Origin of the sequence: Pseudomonas sp. MONT-RG-20F-20-E-7-02, assembly GCF_022662395.1 — a bacterium.
Lineage (GTDB): Bacteria > Pseudomonadota > Gammaproteobacteria > Pseudomonadales > Pseudomonadaceae > Aquipseudomonas.
In genome coordinates, this window is record NZ_JAKNQN010000015.1 from 1 (window position 1) to 24,700 (window position 24,700).

At 61.4% G+C, this 24,700-nt stretch carries 18 protein-coding genes; 3 read left to right on the forward strand and 15 right to left on the reverse strand.

What is annotated here, in order from left to right:
• Nucleotides 1-171: 171 nt before the first annotated feature.
• The 3 genes from L8I05_RS27825 (at nt 172) to L8I05_RS27835 (ending at nt 9,619) form a co-directional block, all read left to right on the forward strand.
• Nucleotides 172-3,264 carry a transglycosylase domain-containing protein gene (locus L8I05_RS27825; RefSeq protein ID WP_242175785.1) on the forward strand — a complete coding sequence of 1,031 codons (3,093 nt, stop codon included), beginning with the start codon at nt 172-174 and terminating at the stop codon, nt 3,262-3,264.
• Between the two features lie 120 nt (nt 3,265-3,384).
• Entirely contained in the window at nt 3,385-8,454 is a 5,070-nt protein-coding gene (locus tag L8I05_RS27830; RefSeq protein WP_242175801.1) for a DUF6543 domain-containing protein, read from the forward strand.
• 118 nt (nt 8,455-8,572) lie between these two features.
• Nucleotides 8,573-9,619 carry a hypothetical protein gene (locus L8I05_RS27835; RefSeq protein ID WP_242175811.1) on the forward strand — a complete coding sequence of 349 codons (1,047 nt, stop codon included), beginning with the start codon at nt 8,573-8,575 and terminating at the stop codon, nt 9,617-9,619.
• On the opposite strand, the gene L8I05_RS27840 is transcribed toward L8I05_RS27835, so the two are convergent.
• The 15 genes from L8I05_RS27840 to L8I05_RS27910 all read right to left on the reverse strand — a co-directional run bounded on the left by L8I05_RS27840 (nt 9,591) and on the right by L8I05_RS27910 (nt 24,501).
• On the reverse strand, nt 9,591-10,841 hold the full coding sequence (locus L8I05_RS27840; RefSeq protein WP_242175821.1) for a hypothetical protein: 1,251 nt from the start codon (nt 10,839-10,841) through the stop codon (nt 9,591-9,593). The two genes, L8I05_RS27835 and L8I05_RS27840, sit on opposite strands and share 29 nt — an antisense overlap.
• Before the next feature lie 30 nt (nt 10,842-10,871).
• A complete protein-coding gene (locus tag L8I05_RS27845; RefSeq protein ID WP_242175832.1) occupies nt 10,872-11,372 on the reverse strand; it encodes a CS1 type fimbrial major subunit in 501 nt (166 codons plus the stop codon).
• The gene (locus tag L8I05_RS27850; RefSeq protein WP_242175841.1) at nt 11,369-12,109 is read right to left on the reverse strand and encodes a molecular chaperone; all 741 of its coding nucleotides are present in this window, start codon (nt 12,107-12,109) and stop codon (nt 11,369-11,371) included. Before L8I05_RS27850 ends, L8I05_RS27845 begins: the two co-directional genes overlap by 4 nt.
• A 62-nt stretch (nt 12,110-12,171) precedes the next feature.
• Nucleotides 12,172-14,691, reverse strand: coding sequence for a TcfC E-set like domain-containing protein (locus L8I05_RS27855; RefSeq protein WP_242175850.1), 2,520 nt, complete (start codon nt 14,689-14,691; stop codon nt 12,172-12,174).
• A 104-nt stretch (nt 14,692-14,795) separates the two neighbouring features.
• Nucleotides 14,796-15,287 carry a CS1 type fimbrial major subunit gene (locus L8I05_RS27860; RefSeq protein ID WP_242175853.1) on the reverse strand — a complete coding sequence of 164 codons (492 nt, stop codon included), beginning with the start codon at nt 15,285-15,287 and terminating at the stop codon, nt 14,796-14,798.
• A 485-nt stretch (nt 15,288-15,772) separates the two neighbouring features.
• Nucleotides 15,773-16,732 carry a fimbrial protein gene (locus L8I05_RS27865; RefSeq protein ID WP_242175870.1) on the reverse strand — a complete coding sequence of 320 codons (960 nt, stop codon included), beginning with the start codon at nt 16,730-16,732 and terminating at the stop codon, nt 15,773-15,775.
• Nucleotides 16,733-16,743: 11 nt separating this feature from the next.
• Entirely contained in the window at nt 16,744-17,712 is a 969-nt protein-coding gene (locus tag L8I05_RS27870; protein ID WP_242175872.1) for a fimbrial protein, read from the reverse strand.
• 119 nt (nt 17,713-17,831) lie between these two features.
• Nucleotides 17,832-18,380, reverse strand: coding sequence for a fimbrial protein (locus tag L8I05_RS27875; protein ID WP_159954451.1), 549 nt, complete (start codon nt 18,378-18,380; stop codon nt 17,832-17,834).
• Between the two features lie 11 nt (nt 18,381-18,391).
• Nucleotides 18,392-18,871 (reverse strand): fimbrial protein, encoded by a 480-nt coding sequence (locus L8I05_RS27880; protein WP_242175874.1) that lies wholly within the window; start codon nt 18,869-18,871, stop codon nt 18,392-18,394.
• A 13-nt stretch (nt 18,872-18,884) separates the two neighbouring features.
• A complete protein-coding gene (locus tag L8I05_RS27885) occupies nt 18,885-19,382 on the reverse strand; it encodes a fimbrial protein (protein WP_237235729.1) in 498 nt (165 codons plus the stop codon).
• A 7-nt stretch (nt 19,383-19,389) separates the two neighbouring features.
• Complete coding sequence (locus L8I05_RS27890; protein ID WP_242175882.1) at nt 19,390-19,968, reverse strand: fimbrial protein; 579 nt, start codon at nt 19,966-19,968, stop codon at nt 19,390-19,392.
• A 21-nt stretch (nt 19,969-19,989) separates the two neighbouring features.
• Nucleotides 19,990-20,751, reverse strand: a complete 762-nt coding sequence (locus L8I05_RS27895; RefSeq protein WP_242175887.1) for a fimbria/pilus periplasmic chaperone — start codon at nt 20,749-20,751, stop codon at nt 19,990-19,992.
• A complete protein-coding gene (locus tag L8I05_RS27900) occupies nt 20,748-23,360 on the reverse strand; it encodes an outer membrane usher protein (RefSeq protein ID WP_242175913.1) in 2,613 nt (870 codons plus the stop codon). The genes L8I05_RS27895 and L8I05_RS27900 overlap by 4 nt, the downstream gene beginning before the upstream one ends.
• A gap of 19 nt (nt 23,361-23,379) precedes the next feature.
• Nucleotides 23,380-23,940, reverse strand: coding sequence for a fimbrial protein (locus tag L8I05_RS27905; RefSeq protein WP_242175923.1), 561 nt, complete (start codon nt 23,938-23,940; stop codon nt 23,380-23,382).
• Between the two features lie 51 nt (nt 23,941-23,991).
• On the reverse strand, nt 23,992-24,501 hold the full coding sequence (locus L8I05_RS27910; protein WP_197624766.1) for a fimbrial protein: 510 nt from the start codon (nt 24,499-24,501) through the stop codon (nt 23,992-23,994).
• Nucleotides 24,502-24,700: the final 199 nt, after the last annotated feature.

The following is a 24,700-nucleotide window of genomic DNA, read 5'->3' on the forward strand; positions in this document are numbered from 1 at the left end:
AATGCCGCTACGGACGCTCTGCGTCCGGCTCCTAAAGTCGTGACGCGGAGCGTCATAGGGTGCGTTACCACGCGGAGCGTGGGAACGATCACACACATTTCCCTCGCACTCAGCCCCCAGCGACTAAGCTTCAGACAAGTCCGATCAATCTGCGTTAAGGATCAATCGACTATGGGCGCACTGTGGCAAACCGAATCGAGCAAGGCTGCGAAATTACAAGGCAGTTCGGACCCAGCGCCTCTACCCAAAAACAAACCCAGGCCCCGCTATGTGCGGCGCCTGTTCTGGTTGATCGTGCTGATGGCGTTGGTGGCACTGGGGTTTGCTGCCCTTAAAGAGATGCGCACCTCGCGCCTGCAGGCCCAGCAACTCAGCCGCCTGGCACACGACCTCACCTGGCAGGTCGAGCCCGGCCCCAGCCAGGCCATGCGTTATCCCGGCGCCGGCCCCTTCGACCGCCGCCTGGGTTACAGCGACCTCGGCACTTTCCTGCCGCGCCTGCTCAAGCGCGGCTATGTCATTGAGGCCCAGGCGCGCTTTTCGCCGGCGTTGATGGACTACAGCGCCAAAGGCCTGTTTGTGCCCTATGCGGAAAAAATCCAGGCCGGGCTGACCATCACCGACTGCCGCGCCGAACCGCTGTACCAGTACAACTATCCACAACAGCTGTATGCGAGTTTCGCGGCGATTCCACCGGTGGTGGTCAACAGCCTGCTGTTCATCGAAAACCGCGACCTGCTTGACCCCAGCCAGCCCCAGGCCAACCCCGCCGTGGATTGGCCGCGCTTTGCCAAGGCCGCATGGTCGCAAGTCGCCAAAGTGCTGCACCTGCCCGGCCAGAGTGCCGGTGGCAGCACCTTGGCGACGCAGTTGGAAAAATACCGCCACTCCCCGGATGGCCTGACGGTGTCGGGCGAGGAAAAACTGCGGCAGATGTTTTCCGCCGCCGTGCGCGCCTATCGCGACGGGCCGCAAACCTTGCCGGCGCGGCAGAATATCCTGCGTGACTACCTCAACAGCGTGCCGCTGTCGGCGGTGCCCGGCCACGGCGAAGTGCATGGTTTGGCCGAAGGTTTGCGGGTGTGGTACGGCGCCGATTTCAACAGGGTCAACCAGGCGCTGGTCGGCCCGGTCAGCGCCGAACAAGGCCTGGCCCTGCGGCAAGTGCTGTCGCTGATCATCGCCCAGCGCCGCCCTTCTCACTACCTGGCCAAAGGCCGCGAAGAACTGGCCGAGCTGACCGACAGCCATCTGCGCCTGCTGGCGCAGAACGGCGTCATTACCCCTGCGCTGTTGCAGGCGGCGCTGGCGGCCAGCGTCAGCTACCGCGATTGGGTGCAACAACCCACCGTGCAGCCGGTGGAAACCAACAAAGGCATCAGCATGGCCCGTGCGCGCCTGGCCGCCCTGCTCGACCGGCCGCTGTACGACCTGGACCGTCTCGACCTGTCGGCCACCACCACTCTGCAAGCACCGTTGCAGGGCCAGGTCAGCGATTACCTCAAGCACCTCGCCGACCCCGACTTCGCGCGCCAGGTCGGGCTGCTCGGCGAACGCCTGCTGACCCCGGCCAACACCGCGCAAGTGCGCTACAGCTTCACCTTGTTCGAACTGACCCCGGACGGCTCACGGGTGCGCGTGCAAACCGACAACACCGACCAGCCCTTCGACATCAACGAAGGCAGCAAGCTCGAACTGGGCTCCACCGCCAAGCTGCGAGTGCTGACCACTTACCTGCAAATCATCACCGAGCTGCACGACAAATACGCCGCACTCGCCCCCGCCGCGCTGAAAAAAGTCGAGGTGCCCGAACAGGACCCGCTCTCGCGTTGGGCCGTGGATTACCTCACGCAAAACCCCGACCATAACCTCGCGACAATGCTCGACGCCGCGCTCAACCGCACCTACTCGGCCAGCCCCAACGAAGGCTTTTTCACCGGCGGCGGCTTGCATCATTTCCATAATTTTCGCAACGAAGACAACGGCCGCAGCCCGACCCTGCGCGACGCATTGCGCGAGTCGATCAACCTGCCGTTCATTCGCCTGATGCGCGACCTGGTGCGCTTCACCACCTACTCCGGCGCCAACAACAGCGCCGCGCTGCTCAAGGACGACAGCGACCCGCGCCGCCAGGAATATCTCGCCGATTTCGCTGACCGCGAAGGCACCACCTTCCTGCGCAAGTTCTGGAAGAAGTACCAGAAGAAAGACACCCAGGCGCGCCTCGACACCTTCCTCGACGGCCTGCGCCCCACGCCGATTCGCCTGGCCGCCGTGCACCGCTACCTGTTGCCCGAGGCCAGCCAGGCCAGCTTCAACCTGTTCGTGCGCGCGCACCTGACCGGCGTCAAAACCGGCGAAAAACTCAGCGACGAACGCCTGCAAAAGCTCTACAACGATTACCGCCCCGGCACCTACGACCTGCCCGACCAGGGCTACATCGCCAAGGTTCACCCGCTGGACCTGTGGCTGCTGGGTTACTTGCTCAACCATCCCGAAGCGTCCTTCAGCGAGGTGGTCAAAGCCAGCCAGTTCGAGCGCCAGGAGGTCTACAGCTGGCTGTTCAAGAGCCGCCATCAGAGCGCCCGCGACAGCCGCATCCGCACCATGCTTGAAGTGGAAGCGTTTCTTGAGATTCACCAGCGCTGGCAGGCGGTGGGCTATCCGTTCGATCACCTGGTGCCGTCCCTGGCCACGGCCATCGGCAGTTCCGGCGACCGCCCGGCGGCGTTGGCGGAACTGATGGGGATCATCCTCAACGATGGCCTGCGCGCAAAAGTGGTACGCATCGACAGCTTGCACTTTGCAGCCGGCACGCCCTATGACACCCAGGTCATCAACGACCCAGCCGAAGGCAAACGCGTGATGCCGGTAGAAGTCGCGCGGGCGCTGCGTGGTGCGTTGTCGCAAGTGGTGGATGCCGGCACCGCCAAGCGCGTGGCCGGCAGCTTCAAGCTGGACGACGGCACACCACTGGCCATGGGCGGCAAGACCGGCACCGGCGACAACCGCATTGAAGCCATCGGCGCCGGCGGGCGGGTGCTCAGTTCCAAGTCGATCAACCGCACCGCCACCTTTGTGTTTTACATCGGCGACCGGCACTTCGGCACACTCACCGCGTTTGTGCCCGGCAGCTCGGCGCAGGGTTTCCGCTTCACCTCGGCGCTGCCCGTGCAGGTGCTCAAAGGCATGGCGCCGATCCTTATGCCGTACTTGAAGCCGGGTGAGCAGACGCTGTGCGCGCCGATGGCTAGTCGGCAGTGAAAAAAATCGCCGGGCTGACCAGCAGGCCGCTCGGCAGCGCCTGTCGATAGACAATTACCGCCTGGCAGGCCCCTGCGCGGGCCTAGTCTGAGGGCCCTTCCTGCCACAGAAAACACCGTCATGACGACACTTGCCACCGCGTCCCTCGAAGCTCAAAGCCCGCACTACGAACTGATCCGGGACGCCTTGCCCGACTGGATAAAAACAGTCTCAACCGCAAGCATCAATGCCTTGAAAACCAGCCAGAAAAGCCTGCCGGCCTGGTACAAAAGCGCCTCGCCCCAGCAGCACCAGCTGTTGAAAACCGCGATAGCCGAACACTGGAAAACCCAAACGCTGGTCGACCAGAAACTGACCCCGGTCACCGACGTCAAAGGGTTTGCCGAGCCCTTGTTAAAAGCCGCGCTGAAACGGCACTACAACCTCGACGTGGATGTGCAGCGCACCTGCCTGCGGCTGTATGCGCCGGCCAAGCAAGCGTGGTGGGTCAAGAAACTCAGCGGCGGCGTGCAAAGCCGCACGGTGTCGCTGCTGGACGCGGCGTTGCACAACTTCGCCGACAGCGAGGTGTTCACCGCCGACTCGCAGTTCATCACGCGGCCCGATGCTTCGGGCCGTTTCGAGGTGCTGGGGCTCAACAACACACTGTCGGTCCAGCAGTTCAAAAACCTGGTGCGCAGCCTCGATATCGGTGCCCAGTATCAAACGCACCTTGAACGTTACCTGGGCCGCACCGAGCCGGTGGTGGACGGCGTGCTGCGTGCCCGTGTGACCGTCAACCAGCTGGCGGCCCTCAAGGTCGCGGCGCAGATGGCGCTGATGAAAGGCGATATCCAGCCGCAGGACCATCAACTGATCACCCACCTGATCGAAGGCCGCCAGGGGCTGACACTCGACGGCAAGGCCGCGCACTGCCATGACCTGAGCCTGTTGGACGCGACCTTGACCGGCGTCGTGTTGATCGCCGCCGACCTGGAGCAACACCGCCAACCGCTGCCCGTCATCGCCTATGTGCCGGATGACCCGCAGCACCCGCTCAAGCGCTACGCCTCGACAGTGGCGTTCATGCAGGCGCTGACCCGACAACTGCGCCAGCCCGACTACCAGAAATTCTTCAGCCGGTTTGTCGAGCATCAATACCAGGGGCATTTCTTCAGCCAGATGGGCGTGCGCCTGAGCGGGGTGAAGTGGCACGCGCATGTGCCCGGCGACCCACTGCCGAGCTGGCGCGAAACGGCGCTGGACCGCCCCCGGCTGCAGTTTCGCGCGACGCGTATCCGCACGGCACTGTGGGAACATGTGTACAGGCGCAAACTCAATAAAATCCTCAACGATGCGCGTGAACTGGCGGTGCCCACTGCTTACGCCGACCGCATGGCGCGCTGGGCCTGGTGGGACAACCTGGAAAAGATCTTCGCGGACATTCTCAATGCTGCGTTGCTGGTCGTGACCCCTTTCGTGCCGTTTTTGGGCGAGTTGATGCTGGCCTATACCGCTTACCAACTCGCCGACGAAGTGTGTGAAGGCCTGTTGGACTGGGCCGAAGGCTTGGGGCTGGAGGCGATTGAACATGTGGTCGGGGTGACCGAAAACGTGCTGCAACTGATCGCCTTCGGCGCCGCCGGGCAACTGGCGCACGTCCAGTTGTCGGCGTTTGTCGAAGGGCTGAAGCCGGTGACCCTGGCCGATGGCAAACAGCGGTTATGGCATGCGGACTTGAGCCCTTATGAGCAAACCGCCGTGACCTTGCCCCCAGGCGCGAAACCCGACGCCCAGGGCTTTCATCAGCACGACGGCAAAACAATCCTGCGCCTGGGCAACAAGCACTACGCCGTCAGCCAGGACGCCAACAGCGGCCAGCACCGGGTCATCCATCCACAACGGCCCGACGCCTATCGCCCCGAGGTGGTACTTAACCGTCGCGGCGCGGCGGTGCTCGAAGGTGAGGAACCCAGGGCCTGGGACGCGTCGCAACTGTTGCGCCGCGTGAGCCCGACCACCGCCACCTGGCCCGAAGCACGCCTGCAACAGGTGCGCGACATCAGCGGCACCGAACCGGGCGAGCTGAGGCGAATGTACGTCGAAAACCAGGCACCGCCACCACTGCTGGCCGACACCCTGGATCGCTTCGAACTGCGCCAACACATCGAGACCCTCAGCGAGTCGCCTGCCGGTAACGGTGAGGCCGCCTACTGGTCGGCCGATATGGTCACGCGCATGGACGGCTGGCCCAGCGGCAAAGCCATCGCCGTGTTCGAGGCGCCTGACCTGAGCGGCGAACCGATCCTGCATGGCGCAGCGGCGGATGCGACCCTGTCCATCAGCCGTGAAGACCTGCTGGCAGGCCGGCTGGCCGAGCGCGTGGTGGACTTCCTCGACGAAAGCGAACTCACAGGCTTGCTCGGCAAGCCATTGCCCGTCGACCCCAACACGCGGGCACAGGCACTGCGAGAACACCTGAGCCGCTATGTGGCATCGCGCAAGGACGACATTTTCGAGCATCTGTATAGCTTCAAACGCCAGTCAAAAAGCGCCCATGGTTTACTGCTGCAACGCCAGTTCCCTGACCTGCCCGACCACCTGGCCCAAACGATACTGGCCCAGGCGCGCCCCGCCGAAATGCGGCTCATGGACGAACAACAGCGCCTGTCGGTGCGCCTGAGGCATCAGGCGCGGGAGCTGCAATTCGAAGCGCGAGCCACCCACGCCTATGAAGGCTTTTACCAGGGTGATGCACCGACGCCCGACACCGAACGCCTGCTGCTCAATGCCCTGAGAATCCACAGTGACGCCTTCGGCAATCAACGCCTGAGCATTCATGAGCAACTGCCTGGCGGGCAATTGCGCTGCCGTGTCGGCCCGGATGATCCGGCCACCGAAACCCTGCTGATACGCACCGCGCCAGGGCGGTATGCGCTGCACGGGGCAGACCCAGAGGCCACCTGGGATTTATATGAGGCCGTGCTGCACGCCGTGCCCGCCGACACGCTGGGCTTCGCGCCCGGCCAAGGCGAGGCGTTGCGCCAGTGGCTCAAGCAAACCCTGCAACCACCGAGCGAGCGCCGTACCGTGCTGGCCGAACCGCCGATCTTCGCCGAGCCGCGCCGAGAGACCCTGCGCTTGCTGCAGAAACCCATGTTCAGCGCCCTGCGCCAGCGCATAGGCCGTACCAGCGTCGAGGAACGGCTCAAAGCGCTGTATCCGACACTGACCGAAGAAGACGTGACGGCCTACGCCCATTCCCTGAATACGGCCGATGGGCAACGTCTGTTACTCGAACTCGAAACCCAAAAGAAAACCCTGCTCAAAGAGCTCAAAACCTGGCAGCAACTCCCCGCTGCCGGCAGCCGGTACCTACGGCCATCGCTGCCGGAACAGTTATTCAGAAAACGCATGACCAAGCACATCAGGGAAAGTTGGGAGCAATCGGCCAAGGGGTACGAAACCGACACCGGCATCCGGCAACTGGGCAGCGAGCTGGACCTGCGCGGAGAAATCATCCACGGCTTTTTACAGAACTTCCCGCAGCTCAACACCAAGTTGAGCCACGTCACCAGCATCAATTTGACCGATACCGAATTTAACGACGCCGACAGCCCGTTCCTGCACAACTTTCCCAACCTGCGCAGCCTGGATATCACCGGCAGGCGCCTCAAGAAACTGCCGGACGCCATAGCGGGCATGCCTCGGCTCAGGCACCTGGGGCTGGCGGAAAACCCCATTCACTGGACCTCCCAGCAGTTGGAGAAGCTGCAAGACCTGCAGCATCTGCGGGTGCTGATCCTCTCGCACAACCCACACCTGAGCGTGCCACCCAACCTCAGCCGTATGCGCGCACTGCAAGTGCTGATGCTCAATAACACGCGCATCAGCCAATGGCCGGAAGGCCTCTTCGAGCTGCCCCGCAAGCAGGCTTTCCACCTCAACTTGCTGAACACACCTATCAGCCAGGTGCCCATCGTCGAGCCCGGGTCCGCGTCAGCGGAACTGATCGCCCGCACACGTCTGGACCGCCACAAGCTGGAGCGCGACGCTGAGGACCGCGTCGTGAGTTACCGCCGCGCCGCCGGCCTGGACCCTTACCGCACCTACCCCCAGCGAGGCGCAGAGGACAGCCAGTTCTGGCTCGGCCACTTGGCGCCTGTGCTGCGTCAAGGCTGGCAGGAAGTCTGGGATGAACTGGAGCAGGCGCACGGCTCCCAGGGCTTTTTCGAGGTTATAAAAAGCCAGCAGGCACCGGCCCCCGAGGTCGTCCAGGACCCGGCGGACCTGGTGCGTTATCAACAGAACCTTACCCACTTGCGCCAAAACGTATTGCGCCTGCTGCGCGCTGCCGACAGTGATGAAGAAACCCGTACCGCACTGTTCAACCTCGCCGCCGCACCGGCCCAATGCGCCGATGCCGGCGCCCAACTGTTCAACGCCATGGGCTTTGAGGTGCTGAAACTGGAGGCCTGGGTCAAGCCCACTGTGCAAGCGCGGACCAATGCACTGGTGCTGCTGGCCAAACAAAAGGCGCGGTTGGACAAGGTCAACCATATCGCCAATCGGGATATCCAGAGGCGCCTGGCCACGCCCACGCTCAACGACGACGGCAGTGCAGGCCCACCCTTGCGGCTGACCACCGATGTGGTCAATGGCGAACCGGGCACCCTGGATGAAGTCGAGGTGTACGGCGCCTACCAGACTGGCCTGAAGGCACGCCTGGAGCTGCCCTGGATGGCTGATCACATGCTCTACCGCACCACCGCTCAAGTCGATGCAGGGCAATTGGTCAGTGCCTACAACAAAGTGATCGAGGAAGAACAGGACGAAGGGCTGGTGGACCAAATGCTTGAGCAGTACTTCTGGAGCGACTATTTGCGCAACCTCCATGCCGACGACTACGACCAGATCGAAGACGCGCACAGACAGGTGGGTGAAACGATCGAAAGCTTGCGCCTGGCGCAAAACGCCTGGGCCGCACATGAGCAACTGCCGGCAGAGCAAAAAAACCAGGCCACCGGCGCGCAACTGCGCCAGCGCGTGATCGAGCTGGCCGACGCGCTGGAGATGGCCCCTGCGCCATTCTTGACCGGCGAACCCATGAGCGACGAGCTGTACGGGAGCCTGTTTCTCCAAGGCTTTGAGGATGAGAAGGAACTGGGCCGACGCCTGACTCGCCTGGCCATGGTGATCGCCGGCGTCTAACCCACCGACTTGTAGTGGTTATGTATTCCTGTGGCTTTCCCGGAGGTGATTAGTGTGGGCATTCGCGTGTGGTGCCCGCACTGCACGGTTACCTCTATCGCCACAGGGAATCCAAACCATGCCTTTACCCCCACTGCCCACTGCCGAGGAAATGCTCCGCGCGTTACAGACCTGTATCACCGCCATTGAGTATCTGCTGGATGCACAGCCGGACTTGGTGACGGTGATGGACGCTCAGTTACGCCAGGCATTCAGTGCGCTGAGCCCCGATACGGTGTTTCTCAACGAGTACGTTTACGACAGCACGTCGACACAGGGACACGACAGCCTGAGCCTGTACTTGCAGGCGCTCGCGGCATTCTGGTCAGCGCCCCACGCCAGCACCGGCGCCCTGAGCGTGCTGGAGGCTGTAAGCCAACAGCAGCGGGTGATGTTTGCGCTTGAGGCGGACCTGCAATTGCTGGATGCCCGGCAACAGCTCGCCCTGGCTGAGCAGGCCCAGGAGAACAGGCCTGGCGATGCTGCGGCGCTAACAGCCGTCGCCAGCGTCACCGCGCGCCTGAAGACGCTGACCGAGGGCCGACACTTGATCGAGAATCGGATACTCCATGAAACCTCGAACAACGCCACGCCACCGCAAACCGTCGGCATTAGCCTGTATTCAACAGCGTCGCCTGACGGGTCCACGCCGCTCAACGGCTGCTTCATACTGACCGAGCACCTGCATGGGCCACGGCCGGCAGTGCTTTATACGCCGCAATTCGGGGTTGAGATATTCGAGCACTTCTCTGCCATGGAGAATGTCTTGCGCCGCCGCCTGGTGAGCGGCGACGACAAAACCCTGCTGCTCGCCAACGTTGCTCAACGCCATCGCGCCCAGGCCAGTGAGACGTTACGCGACGGGCAATACCTGCGCTATACGCCGATCACCGGGCCCGTATTCAGTGCCTGCCTGCACGCCCTGCTCGACCAGCAACAGGCGGATATCGAGCAGGCGTTCAGCGCGTCCCACAGCACTTTTGACGCCTTGGCGACGAAAGTGCGCAGTTGCCTCGCGCTGCCACTCAAGGGCAGCCCGGGTGTGCTGGCGCGGTTGCCTGAACCGCTTGTACGCGTGGGGCCGAGGTGTATCGGCACTAAACTTCCGAATCCCAAATCACCGTGATGTTGCCTGAATAAGCCCGCGACTCACCCACCTTGAGCATCTTTTCCACTTCGTCCCGCTCGATCTCGAAATGCAGGGTGCTGGGCTTGCGGTCCACATAAAAAGTCGGCTGGAACAGCTCGGTGCCCACGCCATCGCGGCGCAACGGCCGACGGTTGACCGGGCGCCCGGCCGGGTCGGTAATGCCGTGGGGCAGGCTGACACTGACGTTCACCGGCACCGACTCACCGGATACGCTATCGAGAATCCGACAAGTATTGTCGGCCTCGGCATATTGGCAATCGAGGCTCATCTTGAAGCGCGAGGAGGCGTAGAGGTTGACGGTCTGGTCCTTGAATAAGCGCGTCGGTTTACGGCCCTGGTTCAGCCACGCTTGCCAGCCGCCCTGGGGCACCAGTTCGACAAGGGTGCCACCGGGCGGCACGTCGACCTTGAGGATATGGTCGACGTCCAGGGTGAAATCCAGGGTGAGCGAGCTATCACCGGTGGGGATCATATTATCGCCAAAGTCAAAGTCCGCCCCCGCGCCACCGACGGTGTACGTCATGCTGCCCACGTATTGCCCGGACGCCATGCCCAAGGGGTTGGGGGTGACGAGTTCGTAGGCGTACTCCAGGGTGTAATAGTTGAGCCACGCAAGGTCAGACGACGGTACACGGTTACACGCCCCGGCATCTTTGGGTACGACCCAGAAAAATGACGCATAAGAGGCGGATGCTGCCAGATGCCCGGTGCTGACGCAGGGGCTTGGCGCGCGCCGCCACTGGGTGTCCCAATTGGCCCCCGGCTGCGTCCATGCAGAAACACCAGGCGGCCTGGGCAACGACCAGAGCGCCCCGAGCCCGGCAATTCGCACCTGCACGGTTTCCAGTTCACCGGTTGTGGTATTGCGCACCTCCACGTCCCTGAACGATGAAGGCACCTTGAAATAGGCCCCGGCTCGTGGGTCCGCATGGTTGGCCACGATGGGCGCCTGGGAACTGGCTACGAAGTTGATAAAGCGCAGACTGAAAATACCCAACGCCTTGCATTGGGCCGGGATATGCCCTGCGCAAATCGAGCTTTGGGGTGTGGTGTTCTTGAACTTGTTGGCCGTCACATTCGTGGGGTCCGGCCTGAAACTGGCGGTGATCTGCTGAGTTTCTGCGCTTGCAGGTACAGTCCACAACGCACTCGCCAAACCGGCGGCCATGGCCTTTTGCTTGAATGTCTTGAGGTTCATTTCTATTACTCATCCATCGAGTCGGCGGCATCAAGGCCTGAGCGCATCAAAAATAATCTGCACGCTGCCGTAGTACTGGCCCGGCAGGTAGCCGTCCACGGGCGGCGGCTCGGCGGCAATCACCAGTGGCACGCGCTTGCCCACCCTGGCCTCGTTCTCCGGCACCACGAGGGTGTCGACCACATCCAGGCGGTGGCCATTGAAGGTCACTTGCAGGGCAATCACGTCAGTGCCATTGGACAGTACCGGTGCAAACCCCAGGCGCGCATTGATACCGCCCAGCACGTTCTTCACATCAAAGGGTTCACGCAACGGGCTGAGGTGTCCGGTCACCAGGTTGTAGTGCATGACCTGCTCGCGCTCGAGAAAGCCAGGGTTGAGCGCCAGCACGAAAAAGTCGCTGGTGGGCACCTTGACCGAGACGTGGAACACCGCTTCTTCACGGGCGGCGATGGCGGAAAAACTCAGCAGCACCAACCCACACAACAGCAGCACCGCCGACAACCGCCACTGCGGCATCGAGCGGTTCACTCTTTCACCACATAATCTTTGCGGGCCGCACCTTCTACGAGCTTGAAGCGGTACTCGCGACCGGCTTGCTTGTCGAACGAGAAAACGCGCCCCGGCAACACGTGGTTCTTGGTGGTGGGGTGGCAGTCATTCGGCTTGCCGGCCACGCAGTTTTTGAACTCATCCACCTCGATCACACTGTTGCCGCTATTGCGCAGGGTGTAGTGGGCACCGCCGTTTTCAATACGGGTGTCGAAGCGGGTGTCCTTGGGCCGCACAAAAAACACCGTGCCGTAACCGGCCAGCACGCTGACCCCGGCTTGCAAGGTGGTTTGGTAGGCCGCGCGTTCTTCCTCGGACACCGCGAATGCGTCCTCCTTTTCGGGCATCACCGGGATGTAGCGCACCCGGAAGTAACGCTCGCGGCCGCGCTCGCCCAGGTAGACCAGGCGCGTGCCCTGCATGCCGTTGGCCGGCACGATCAGCCGGGCGGGGCTGGCGATCAAGCCGTCGCGGGCGCTGCTGTCGGGCTGGGACTGGAGGGGTATTTCCCTGGCCGCGCCTTGTGCGTCGTAGACGATTTCCAGAATCTCGACCTTCACAAAAGCGGTGCTGGTGCCGCCATTGAAAATGCGTTTGAGATAGGTGCTTTTGTCGCCATCCAAGTAGTCATACACCACCCCGACGTTAATGCTGGGACCTGCCTGAACCCCGTGGGCCAACAGGCAAAAACCCATGAATGCCAATACTCGTTTCATTGCGTTGAACCTCATCGAATAACAGACGCAGGGGCGCGGGCCACCTGCCCTTTTCAACCCCTTCAACCCGCCGCTGGCGGCACCACCAACGCGTCGGCCAGGGTGTCTTGGGTGCAGCGCAGATCACCGATCATCAGCACATCGTTTTCACTGCGCGCCTTGCTCGGGTCGAGACGGAACCGGCACAGCAACTCGGTGCCACGGCGGACCTCAAGGGTCGGTGAGCCAGCGTTCATTTCCATCGAGAAAAACCCATCCACTTCGCTGACCCCACGGCTGGCGTGGTTGATGAGGTGATGGCCCTTGAGCGGGCGGCCCTGCGGGTCGACCAGGCGACCGAGTACGGTCACGGTTTTCATCACGCTGATCTTGCGGTAGCCGACCCCGCCCTTGTTCAGGTGGTAAGCGGTGCGCGCCGGCTGGATAGTGGCGGCCGGCGGGTGATTGCCCTCGAAGTCGAAGGCCACCGAGCTGCTCTTGTAAGCGGTGATGGGCACGAAGTTACGCCCGGGCCGCAGTGGCATGCTGGAGCCGGTCATGTCGTCGGCACGCAGGGCAATGCCCTCCATATCGGTTTCCACGTCAATGATCATTCCCGAGCCGCTGCCGTGGTACTGGCTGGTCAGGACCATCTTCTGCGCGCCCACCGCGAGGGTGTTGTTGAGGTTGAGGCCGCCGGTCAAATCGCCGTTATAGGACGAGCGCTGGGCAAAGGCATCACCCGCCAGGGTGTCGGTGGCGAAGCTGGTCATGCTCGACAGGCCCACGCCGTAGACATCGGTCAGGGCGGTGACCGAGACGTTTTGCAGGGCGTGATCCTTGAGTTCTTTGCGGTAGGTCAGCGAGGCGTTGTTATCGCGCTGGCCTTCGCGCGCGGTGCGCGAACCGATGCTGCCCGACCAGCTTTCCCCAGGGCCGCCGAGGGCCAGGTTGAGGGTCAGGTCGACGCCGCGATTGCGCTTGTCGCTGAGGCTGCCCGTGGCGGGCCGGTCGAACACCGACAGGCGCCAGTTGGCATCGCTGCCGAACAGGGTGTCGTGCCGGGACCAGCCCAGGTCCAGGCCGACACCTTCGACATTGCCCTTACTGTGGGAGACGCGGGCGTTGACGGAATTCTGGTTGCCCAAACGGTGGTTGACCGACAACGATGACGTGCTGGTCTGGCCGACAAACGTGTTGCGCTGGCGCAGGCGTGTGCCGTCGGGCAAGGTTTCGTAGGTGTTGCGGGTGTCGAGCCAACTGCGGTTATGGCTGGCGATCACGCTGCCCATGCCGTAGCTGAAAAGCCCTTGCACATCCATGCCAGTGCCGTAGTCGCGAGTCTGGTAGACGTTGGCATACACACTGGCGCTCTGGGCCAGGCTCCAGTCGATGGAACTGCCCAACTGCAGGCGGTCCTGCACCTGGCGGCCCGACAGGCCAAGGACCACGCGCGGGTGCGCCAGGTAGTTGATCGAGGCACCGGCGGTCATGTCGCCCTTGTCACGCTGTTCCCAGTTGTTGAGTAAGGTGCTTTCACGCCCGGCGAACAGGTTATAGCGCCAGCGCTCGTCATGGTTGCGCCAGTTATTGGGCTTGTACACCAGCTCCTGGCGGGTGGACGTGACCTGGCCGTCTTCGATCAGGCGCACTTCCACTTCATAGATACCGCCGGGCAAGGGCCGGGTGTCCAGCGTCTGCAAACCGGCCGGTACGGGTTGGGTGTTGATCAACAGGCCATTGCGGTAGATCTCCACCGAACCCTGGCGGTTGGACGTGACGTAGATCGGGTAAACGCTCGGCTTGGGGTTGTTGATCGCCAGGCTGTCGGAGCTGCCGACCATCACCCCGACGGCCACATCCGGCGCCGCGCCGAATGAACGAGGCTGGCGGTTCAAGCCTTCGGCGTTGGGGGTGAAATAGCCCAGGCGCAAGAACTGGCCCTCGAACTCACGCTGGGCGTAAGCCGAATAAAGCGCGTGGTAAAGCTGGGTATCCGGCCCACCGAGGCGCGCCAATTGCATATTCAGGGTCTGGCTCCAGTTGCCCAGGCTGCTGCTGGTTTCAATGCCGAAACGCCCGCCCAGGTCCTGGTTCTGCCCGCCATTGAGGTTCAATTGGTGGTTGATGATCAGCCCGGTGCTGCCGCCGTCGGGCTGGGTGTAAAACTGCTGCGGGGCCGCATCACGCTCGGCATTTTCGGTGAGGATGGAGACCAGGGAGTTTTCCAGGTTGTAGTGCACCGCCAGCAACTGTTCCGGGCAGCCCTGAGTGCACGCCCCCAAGGGAATGCCGGGCTTGAGGTAACTCGCCCAGGTATCACGTTCGGTGCCGCTGATCGGGCTGTCGCTGTGGTCGGTAAACTCCAGCAGGGTAAGCCGGTCATCCCGGCTCAGCACAATCATCGCTTCGCCCACGAACTGTTGATCCCGCTCGACCCGTACCGCCAGCGGCACATCGAAAAAGTGCTCTTCGAAATCGCTCGGCAAACCTTTAGCCTGAGACAACAAACTGCGCGGGGTGTAGTTGTTATCAGGCGCGGCCATAACGACCGAACAGGTGGCGAGCGCAATGGCTGCCACGAGGGGCCTCAAAGGGAACATGAACTCAATACTCTGTTGGCAAACTGCAAACCGGTTGAAAGCCGACCGCAGGAAGCAGCCGGCTGACGTGTTCAATAAGGGCTGGCCTTATTGGCCACCTGCACTCATGGCGTGGTGCGCGGCACGTTATCGAAGATCACGGTGGACACCGTGGCGTATCGGCCGGTTTGTGCGTCGGTCGGCTTGGCCGCCTTGATCACCATGGTTTTTTGCAGGCCCGGATTGGACTCCGCGTCTGCAGCCACTTCTTTAGGCGTGCCATCGAGCGTCACATCGCCCAGGGTGATGGTCAGTGGGATAGCGTCGGAGCCGTTGGTGAGCGCTGCGGGACCATCCTGCAGGTAGGCATCGATCGAGCCACCGGTGTTTTTCAGGGTGAAGACGGTCGACAGCTGGCTCAACTCGCCGCTCACCGTGTTGTAGGTCATGACTTCGTCACGACCGAAGTCAGGGTCCAGCGGCTGGGCGTGGAACTGCTTGGTCGGAATATCGGCGCGGATGTTAATGAGGGTGCTGGCATCGTTGGCGGCCATCGCAGCCGAAGCGCCTAATACCGCGACAGCCAGAGGGAGGCAAACTGCGAGTTTCTTGAACATGGTCAATACCTGTTTTTAACGTTTAGTTGAGGCGCTGCACGGCGAGATCGAGACAAACGCTGGGTCTGAACGCATTAACATCAGTCGCGTTAACCCCGCCCACTCAGTGTTGCAACGCTGCATTAGAATCCGTTAACTCAACCAACAGGTATGCCAGCCACGTCCCTACTCGGTGTGGGTTTAAAGTGTGATCTTTGAAAGAAAAAGGTGGCCTTTTGCCAAAACTTTTGAATTGACCGTAAGAGCAGGACTACACTTTTATAAACAGGAATTATTTAACGGAAGAGATTACTGTAATCCTTTACTCACACATCGCACCCAGGCAGGAGATGGATATATTAAAAGGTACAACAAGTTCCACTGCGCTTACACTTGAGCAATCACTCTAGCTTATAAAGCAGCCCTGTAAAGCACTCTTTAAGGGGATGGATAGCACTGCGTGCTGCTGAACCCGGATGGGCTCAGCAGGCAGAGTGAGGCGTGAGTCACGGCACGCCCATCACCAGTACACCGCTGCCATTGATGGGCCCCGCCGCGGGTAGCGAGCCATTGCGCCGCACCAGGGTGAAGGTCACATCATCGCCGCCCACGCTGTTGGTAATGCGGGTCAGGAACGAACCGCCGACCTGTACCGCAGAGCCGGCACGCACGAGGGCGGTGCCCACGTCCGGGTTGCTCATCACCAGCAGGCGTGTATCGAACGACGACGGCGTGCCTTTGTAGGTGATGGTGATCGGCGTGTTAACCCCACCGTCCGGGCAGGAATAGTTGAGCCTGCGGTCGGTGCGGATGGTGGTGGTCAGCGGATCGGTGCCGATGCCGCGCTGGTGGACGTTGCCGAAGTTGATATCAATCGGGTTGTTGTTATTGATCGTGCACGTTGACGGCGACACGGTGAAGTTGTTGGCGGCGGAGTAAGTCACCGTCAGTTGCGGGCGGGTGGCGTCGTAGTTGTTGGAACTGCTCAGACGTAATAGACCGAGGTTATCCCCGACTCGAATATCGATGGGGTTCGCCGGATAGTTACGCAGCAGAATATAGGGGTCGATATTGATGGGGTAACTGGCCAGGTTGTCCGGCATCGTGGCGGCCAATATCCCGCTCTGGACCGGCGTATTCAGGTACGCGCCGTTTATTCGCAAGCCCGTGCCTTCGCCGCTGAATTTTGGACCCGGTGTCCAAGGTGTCCCCGACAAGTTACCGGTCGCCCAATAGTCCGCCCTCCAGGAGGGGCTCCCCGACCACGGGGAGAACTTACATTCAAGCCGTGCACCTTCCAGCAAAACCCTCGTACGATCCGGGGCCAGGCGGACGGTAACGGGCACATATAAATTGGGGTTGCCCGTCTGCCACGGCCCGCCATTCACGCGACAATCGACAGCCTGTGCCGTCGCACCTATACCCATCAAGACCAGAATCGCCAAGGCTCCATAGAGTCGTTTCAAAGATAAGTAAGTCATGGCACCCCCATCACTAGTACACCGCTGCCACTGATAGGCCCGGCCGCCGGCAGGGAGCCATTTCGCCGCACCAGCGTAAACGTGACGTCGTCGCTGCCTACGCTATTGGTGATGCGGGTGAGGAACGAACCACCAACCTGTACCGCAGAGCCGGCACGCACAAGGGCGGTGCCCACGTCCGGGTTGCTCATCACCAGCAGGCGCGTGTCGAACGACGACGGCGTGCCTTTGTAGGTGATGGTGATCGGTGTGGTAATACCGCCATCCGGGCAGGAGTAATTGAGCCTGCGGTCGCTGCGGATGGTGGTGGTCAGCGGGTCGGTGCCGATGCCTCGCTGATGTACGTTGCCGAAGTTGATGTCAATGGGGTTGTTGTTGTTGATCGTGCACGTTGACGGAGACACGGTGAAGTTGTTGGCAGCGCTGTAAGTCACCGTGAGTTGCGTCGACTGCCCACTCCCCGAGTTGTTGGTCTGGACCATACGCAACAGCCCGAGGTTGTCGCCTACGCGTATATCGAAAGGGTTACCCGGCGTATTGCGCATCACAATATAAGGCGTCACATCAATCGGGTAAGCGACCGCATTATCAGGCATGGTTGCCACCCGGATCCCCACCGGAACCGGAGTGTCTCGGTACGTTCCATTGATGCGCAAGCCGGTTCTTTCCTGGGCGAATTTTGGACCCGGCGTCCAGGCTGCGCCGTTACCCGTGGCCCAGTAGTCCTCTTCCCAAGAGGGCGTTTTATGGCTGATAGTGAATCGGCATTCCAGCCTAGCCCCTTCCATTAAGATTCGGTTTTGGTTGGTGTCCAGCCGTACGGTGACAGGCACCTGCAAGTTGATATTCTGGTTCCCGCCTACCGTTACCCACGCGCCGCCATTTACACGGCAATCAACGGCTCTGGCGGTTGTAGAAACCGCCAGCAGGACTAAAAGCACCATGGCGCCATAAAGTCGTTTCATTTTTCTTGTCTCATTACCTCTCTACCCAGGCACCACCTGCCGAATAACCAGTGCGCATGCCTGGAAGAGAGTTGAAGTATGTCCAAAGCTGTTGCCAGCCGATGAATGACGGCTTACCGCTACGGATAATCGAGGGTGAACGTGGAGCTCACCGTGTACGCACCCGGCCCGATGGTCTGATCCCGGATCGCATCCGGCTCGCCCTGCACATAGGCTTTAAGCTCGATCACATTGCTGCCATCACTGAGCACCTGTTCGTCACTGACCGTGTTCACCGGCAATGGCTTGTTGTTGAGGGTCTCTATACCCACCGCGATACCTGTCGCGGCACTGCCACCGTCGAGGGCGAACAACCCAGGCAACTTGATGCTTTCAGTGCCGCCCAGGGTGATGGTTACCGTCTTGCCAATCGTGGTGTCGCAGTCTTGCAGGTGCAGCTTGAAGCCCTTCCCCTGGGTGCGCGTGTTGATATAGAGGTGCTTGCTGGTCACGTCCCAGAGTTCGAGGACGATGGCCTCGTCGCCAGGCCGGACGGTGCAGGCCTCTTCAACCAGGTTGCCCTTGAAGCGCAGGTTGTCCGCCGCCTGGGCCTTGGGCACCAGGCCGAAGGTCAGCAGTAATGCCAGGCCAGCCCAGGGCCAGGCCTTATGAAGCAGTTCATGTCGCATAGACTTCACTCCTACTCGTATTCAGCCAACAGCGTGGCCACCGCCGCAAACGGTGCGGGGGCCAGGACTGCGCCGAGCTGCTTGACCGGTACGACTTCCAACATCGGCGGTGACGACAGGTTTATGTCCATGGGTGTATTGAGCGGGAATGGCACGTTGTTCTGGAAAATCCGAATGCCCAGCTCCGGCACATTGGTTTGCACCGCTGCGCCGTCAAACCCCGTGGGTGTGCCGTTGACACTCAACTTCAATTCCCAGGGGAGCGTGTCGGCGCCGCAGCTGATGATGTAGCCGACGCTCTTGCGGTATCTCACGCCGTCGACGCGCTTGACCCCGATATCGCCAAAATCCACTTCAATGCTGTTGCCCGCATCAATCGTGCAAGGCGGTGGCTCGTTCAATGTTCCGCTGAACGTCAGGTTGGCCGACGCACCGCTGCACAGGCCGATGGAGCACAAGGCGAGGAACGCTCGCTGCTGCCAACGTGTCATGGATCGCTCCTCTTCATTGATAATCGATCACAAGGGTGGCGGCGGCATCGAATGCGCCCCCCGTCAGCCGGCTGCCCACGCGCTTGACTGGCACCGCCTGCACCGCTGGAAAGGTTGGGTAGGTAAAATTCACCGGCGTATTCAGCGGCCAATCAGCGCCGTTGACGAACAGCTTGACCCCAAGGTCTTGCTTGCGGGTCAGCAGCACTTTGGAATCAAACGCTGCCCCGGTGCCCCTGAGTTCCAGTTTCATTGCGTTGTTGAACGGCGCGTCGCACGCGACGGTATACGGCACATCCCGACGGTAATTGACGCCGTCCACCCGTGACGTCAGCAGGTCGTTGCCAAACGGCACATCCAGGGTACTGCCGCCGTTGATCACACACGGCGGCGGCGCGATGATGACCGCGCGGATGGTCAAACTGGTCTCGGCTTGCACGCCCTGGCTGACAGCCCACAGCAGGCCGCCCGCGATAAGAATGGCCCGCGAGCCGGTTGACTTAGCACTCATGCTGCCCTCACTCATAATTGAGCCTGAAATCCACCACGGCCCGAAATGCCCCGCTGGTCAACGGCGCCGAAGTGCGCGTGGGCCGAACCGTCCAGGTCTGGGTGCTGTCGCCCAAGGGCAACACCAACGGTTCGCCCTTGGAGCCCAGCTGTACATCCCGCCCCAGGGCGTCAGTCATACGCAAACCCATGCCAGTGATGCCCTGTACTTTGATCAGCCGTGTGTCTTCGGCATCGGACGGCGCTAAAAACGATATCGAGAGCACAGGTTGAAAGGCGCTCCATGTCAGGTTCCCGGTGCGTTCATTACGGATGCTGCCGGCGGTGCGCTGGCAGTCCCTGAAACCCAGCTGAAAGGTCACCGGCATGGCCTGATCGCCCGGCCGTTGCAACTGGCCGGCCGTGACGGCGCCCAGGTCAACCGTTTGATGCTGCGATGTCATCTCCACGCTGCACGGGGTTTCATGCATGGACCCACGAATGTTGAGCATCCCGCTCATGCCTTCGATGTCCTCTTCTGCCTGGGCCTGCGCGCTCCCCGCCAAGGCCAGCAGGCCGGCCAGGAGCTTCAGTGTGTGCAACTTCATGTTGTTCTCCGGCAGCAGGCCTTACTGAATCGGCGGTGAGACTTGCGCGTTGACCTGGCACGTGGTGCCGTTGCAGGTGAAGGCCATCAGCGGGCGACCGCCGTAGTCATTCACGTAGGCCAGATAGGGCGTGGTGCCGAGTGCCTTGGCCGTTGGCCCCAGGGTTTGCGAGCCTTTGGGCGCGATCATCACGGGCTCGAAGCCGGGCACGGTCTTGCCCTCCTTGCTTGCGCGCGCATCCACCAGCGTCACGTAGTACGGCGTCGGGTTATGCACCTGGTAAACATCGCCTTCGCGGGTGAGGGTCAGCTTTTCCTGCCAGGGGTTGGAGAGGTCTTGCTGGCTTGGCGTAATGGCCTGTGGGCGGTAGAACAATTTGATCCGGGTTTGCAGCGCAATTTGCAGGGTGTTGGCTTTATCGGTGCGCGGCGGAATTTCCCGCAAGTTGAAGTAGTAGACCGTCTCCCGATCCTGCGGCAATAGCTTGGCTGCCGGCAGCGCCTGGACTTTCACCTGGCTTTGTTTGCCGGGTTCCAGGCGTTGAACCGGTGGCAGCACGGTCAGGGGCGAGGTGATTTTGTTACCCGCCTCGTCCTCGATCCAGCCCTGGGCCAGGTACGGCAGTTGGGTATTGTTGTTGGTGATGTTCACGCTGGTGGCGTCTTTACCGCCCTCGAAAATCACGCGGGTACGGTCCAGGCCGACGGCGGCATTGGCGCTTTGGCTCAAGCCCAGCGCCAGCAGCGCGGCAGCGGGCAGTGTGGTGCGTATATTGAGCATCATGAGGATGTGTTCTCCGTGTCGATTGGCTTGCCGGTCAGCGCCGCTGGCTCGGGCAAGGAGGGGTTGGCGGCCACCATCTGGCAGCGCAGTTGCAGGGCATCGGTCAAACCGTCAGCGGGCAATGTGCCGGGCAGCGTGAGGACGCAGCGCTCGCTGCCGCCCCAACTGACGACCATCTGTTCGCCGGCTTGAATGCCGCTCAGGTAGACGTTGCCGCCGTCATTCACGATGCCGGTGTCCTGCTGTTTGGTGTTCCTCACCGTGGCGCCGAAGGGCGGCGAGCTGCCATCGGGCAGGCGCAGAACCGCCATGGCTTTCTCACCGGAAATCACTTCCAGCGAGCGGTAGCCAATCGCGCCTTCGGTGAGCGTCAGTTGCGTGACCGATTGAGTCGCTTCGACATTGCTCGGCAGATGCTCCAGGTCAACACTGGCTGCCGTGCGCTGATAGCTGCTGATATCGGAAATGACTGCCTTGCCGAAGGCATTGCTGCGGGTCGGTGAGCCGTAACCGCGTACCGGCACATCGGGCACACCAGCGGTGTCGACCATCAACCGCGTGCCGCCGATGCTGTTGGTGCGATGCAGGGCTCCGCCGTAAGGCGTGAGCGTGCCACCGCCGCGCGCCGACATGCTGAGGCTGGTGTAACTGCCTTCCTGCTGGCTGGCGCTGAGGTTGATGTCAGCCTGGTCACCCACATGGCTCAGGTAACCACTGGCACCGTTGTCGCTGGCGGACAACTGGTAGCTGTTGCGCTCATCGATACGGTCGGCGTAACGCGTTGTGTAACGGTTCTGGCCCCCGGCTCTGTTGGCGTCCATCGACAGTGTGCCGGAGCGCCCGAAGGGCAGGCTGACGGTCAGCGCCAGACCATTGTCCTTGTGGTTGAATTCCTGGCTGCGGTACATATTCAACGACAGGCTCATGTTCTTGATGGTGCCCACGTTGAAGTAGCGCGCCACCGACAGGTTCCAGCGCTGGGTGTCCGGCCGCTCCCAATAGGTTTGCTTGCTGTAGCTGGCGTAGACGGTGGCGCCCAGGTCACGAAACTGCTTGTTTACCGTCACCGTATACAGGGCCTTGCTGCCGCCGATAGGCCGCCAGCCCTCGCGGTACACGCCGTTTTCATCGTACTTGCCGCGCCCACCGAGCTCGCCGTTCAACCCGTAATGGCGAGCGTCCAGGTACTCGCTCATGCTCAAGAAGTTTTTCTCGGAAAAGCGGTAACCGGCGAAGGTCACTTGGCTGTCGTATTCCTCAAAGTTCTTGGAGTATTGAAGGCGATAGGATTTGCCCGTGAGCGTCTCGTCCCACACCTCGGCGTGGGAGCGTGAAACGTCCAGCGACACCGCGCCGAACGCCAGCAGGTCGCGGCCCACACCCACGGAAAGCGCGCGGTAGTTGTTATCGCCGATACCGCCGCCAAACAGCGACCAGCCATTGCTGACGCCCCAGGAAAACTCGCCCGTTGCGAAAGCGTCGCCGTCGGCCCCGTATTGAAGATTGGACGGCCGCCCCGTCGCCAGCTTGTAACGCACTTGGCCTGGACGCGTCAGGTACGGAACGCTGGCGGTGTCGACCTGGGAGGTGTGCACCGAGCCGTCCTGCTCTTCGACCCGCACGTCCAGCCTGCCGGTCACGGCGTCATTGAGGTCGCGAATGCGAAAGGGGCCAGCCGCCACCAGGCTTTCATACAGCACACGCCCCTGCTGGCTGATGACGACTTTGGCATTGGTTTTGGCCACGCCGACCACTTCCGGCGCATAACCGCGCAAGTTGGGTGGCAGCTGGCTTTCATCGGACTTGAGCGCCGCACCGGTAAAACGGAAGCTGTCGAACAGGTCCGAATACAGGTAATCCTCGCCCACCACCAGGCGTGCCTTCAGCGCAGGGATGGCGCGGTAAGCGTAGTAACGGCTCCACTCCAGCTTCTGGTGCCGGGCGGCGCCCTCACTGTTTTGCTCGACACGCCCTTGCCAATCCGCGCGCAGCCGCCACGCCCCGGCATTGGCGCCGAGTGTGCCGTTACCACTGAGGTTGGTGCGGTTGCCTTCACTTCTCTGGTGGCTGGATTGCGCGGTCATGTTGTAGTCAACCAACACCCCCGGCACGCCCTCGTCCCAACGCGAAGGCGGGTCCCAGTTGATCGCACTGTACTCAAGGTACGCCTGGGGCAAGTTAATGTTCAGTGTGGACGTTGCCAGGTCGCCACTGACGTCCATGCCAGGCAAACTTTCAATGTCCAGGCACTCCCCGCCTTTCCACCACGCGAGTTTGGCCCCGCCCGACTCTTTCAAGCCCAACTGTTCTACAAGACTGGGCGATAAACAGGCCTGGCTGCCTTTGGGATCATTATCGGGGGGATAAAATGCAACCGACTGTTCACTTATAGACTGGGTATTGATCTGCACGACCATCGAGTAAGTGCCCGGCAGAATAAACCCGCTGCGTGCAAACTGAGACAAGTCAATATTGGTGCGATCATTCAGATCAAGAACGTCGGTATTAAATTCAATATCCCCGGCAGCCAACGCAGTGCCTGCCAGTGATATCAACCCGCCAAAGAGGCTCGGGCCCAGCGCATGTTTGACCTTCGACTTATTCAACATGAAAGCAGTCCATCAATGTTCAAAAGTATTCCAACTTGAAACGCACTGCGGCACTGTGTGGTCCCGCCGCCAGCGGCCATCCGTTGCCCACCAGGCGCAGCGTGTAGTGGAGTGTCATGTCGCCTTCCACCAGTGGGCGCAACGCCATCGGCACACCCGGAACACTCTCTTCGCCCGCGGCATCCTGGATATGCAGCGCCACGCCCTCCGAGCTGCCAAAGAGCGCAAACGTGCGCCCGTCCATGTCGCTTGGGCCATCGAATGTCACCCGCAGATGCTCCCAGTCCGGCAGGCTTGCACCTGGGCGCGACGGGTCGGGGCGGCTCAACGTGCAATTGACCAGGCGCAACTGAAAGGGCTGTGGTCGCCCTATCGTGTGGCGCAACAACCGGCCGATGGGTTCGGGGTCCATCTCGATGGTCTGGTCGGCGCTGACTGCTTCCAGCCCGCAGGCTGAGTCAACGACCTCTCCACCCAGCGTGACCACGCCATCGCCTTGCGAATACGCCTGCGCGAATCCGTAAGGGCTGATGAACAGGGTCAATGAAGAGGCAATAGCGAGACGTATGAATGTGTTCACCTTAATCTCCCGCCAGCATTCCCCCGCCACGCATAGTGGCGGGGGAAAAACTTACTGATAAGCCAAGGTGAAATTGGTTACCGCGCTGAAATCGCCCGGGACAATGTCGCCGGTCGCTGCGCCTTGCACATAAGCTCCGAATTCCAGGGTGTTTCTACCCACGGAAATGGCTTGCGGGGTGGTCGGCGTGCCCAGCACGATGGGTTTGCTGCCATGGGTCATCATGACGCCCACGTTGCCCGCGCCACCGATGGTGCCGATTGCACCTGGAACAGTGCTGGAGGGAGCGCCGGTAAAGGTGGTGGTGACGGTGTTATCGGTGAGGCCGGTCAAATCGCAACCTTCAAGTTCGATCTTCACACTACGGGCTTCGGACTTGCCGCCGGTTTGCAACTGATGCTTGGCGATCGCCCCCAGGTGAATGGACTGGTCTACGGATTCAGGCTTGATGGAGCACGCCCCCGAGTGAACCGAGCCCAAAAACGTAATCGTCCCATCCGACGCCTGAGCCACGGAAATCGAACCCACCAGCAGACCGATGGACAACAGCGCAGTTTTCATCTTGGTTTTCATTTGCAGATACTCACACATTGATAAATGTCATAAAAAACCCTGCCGCAGCGGTGCGTAGGACTTATTAAGCAAGCGAAGAACGGGGTAGCCCCTGAATTGCACTTAACCGGTAGTGGCATCACGTGATAAACGCGACACCTGCTTTCCAATTAGTTTTATTGCAAATCAGGCTCCGTTCGAAGCCAGG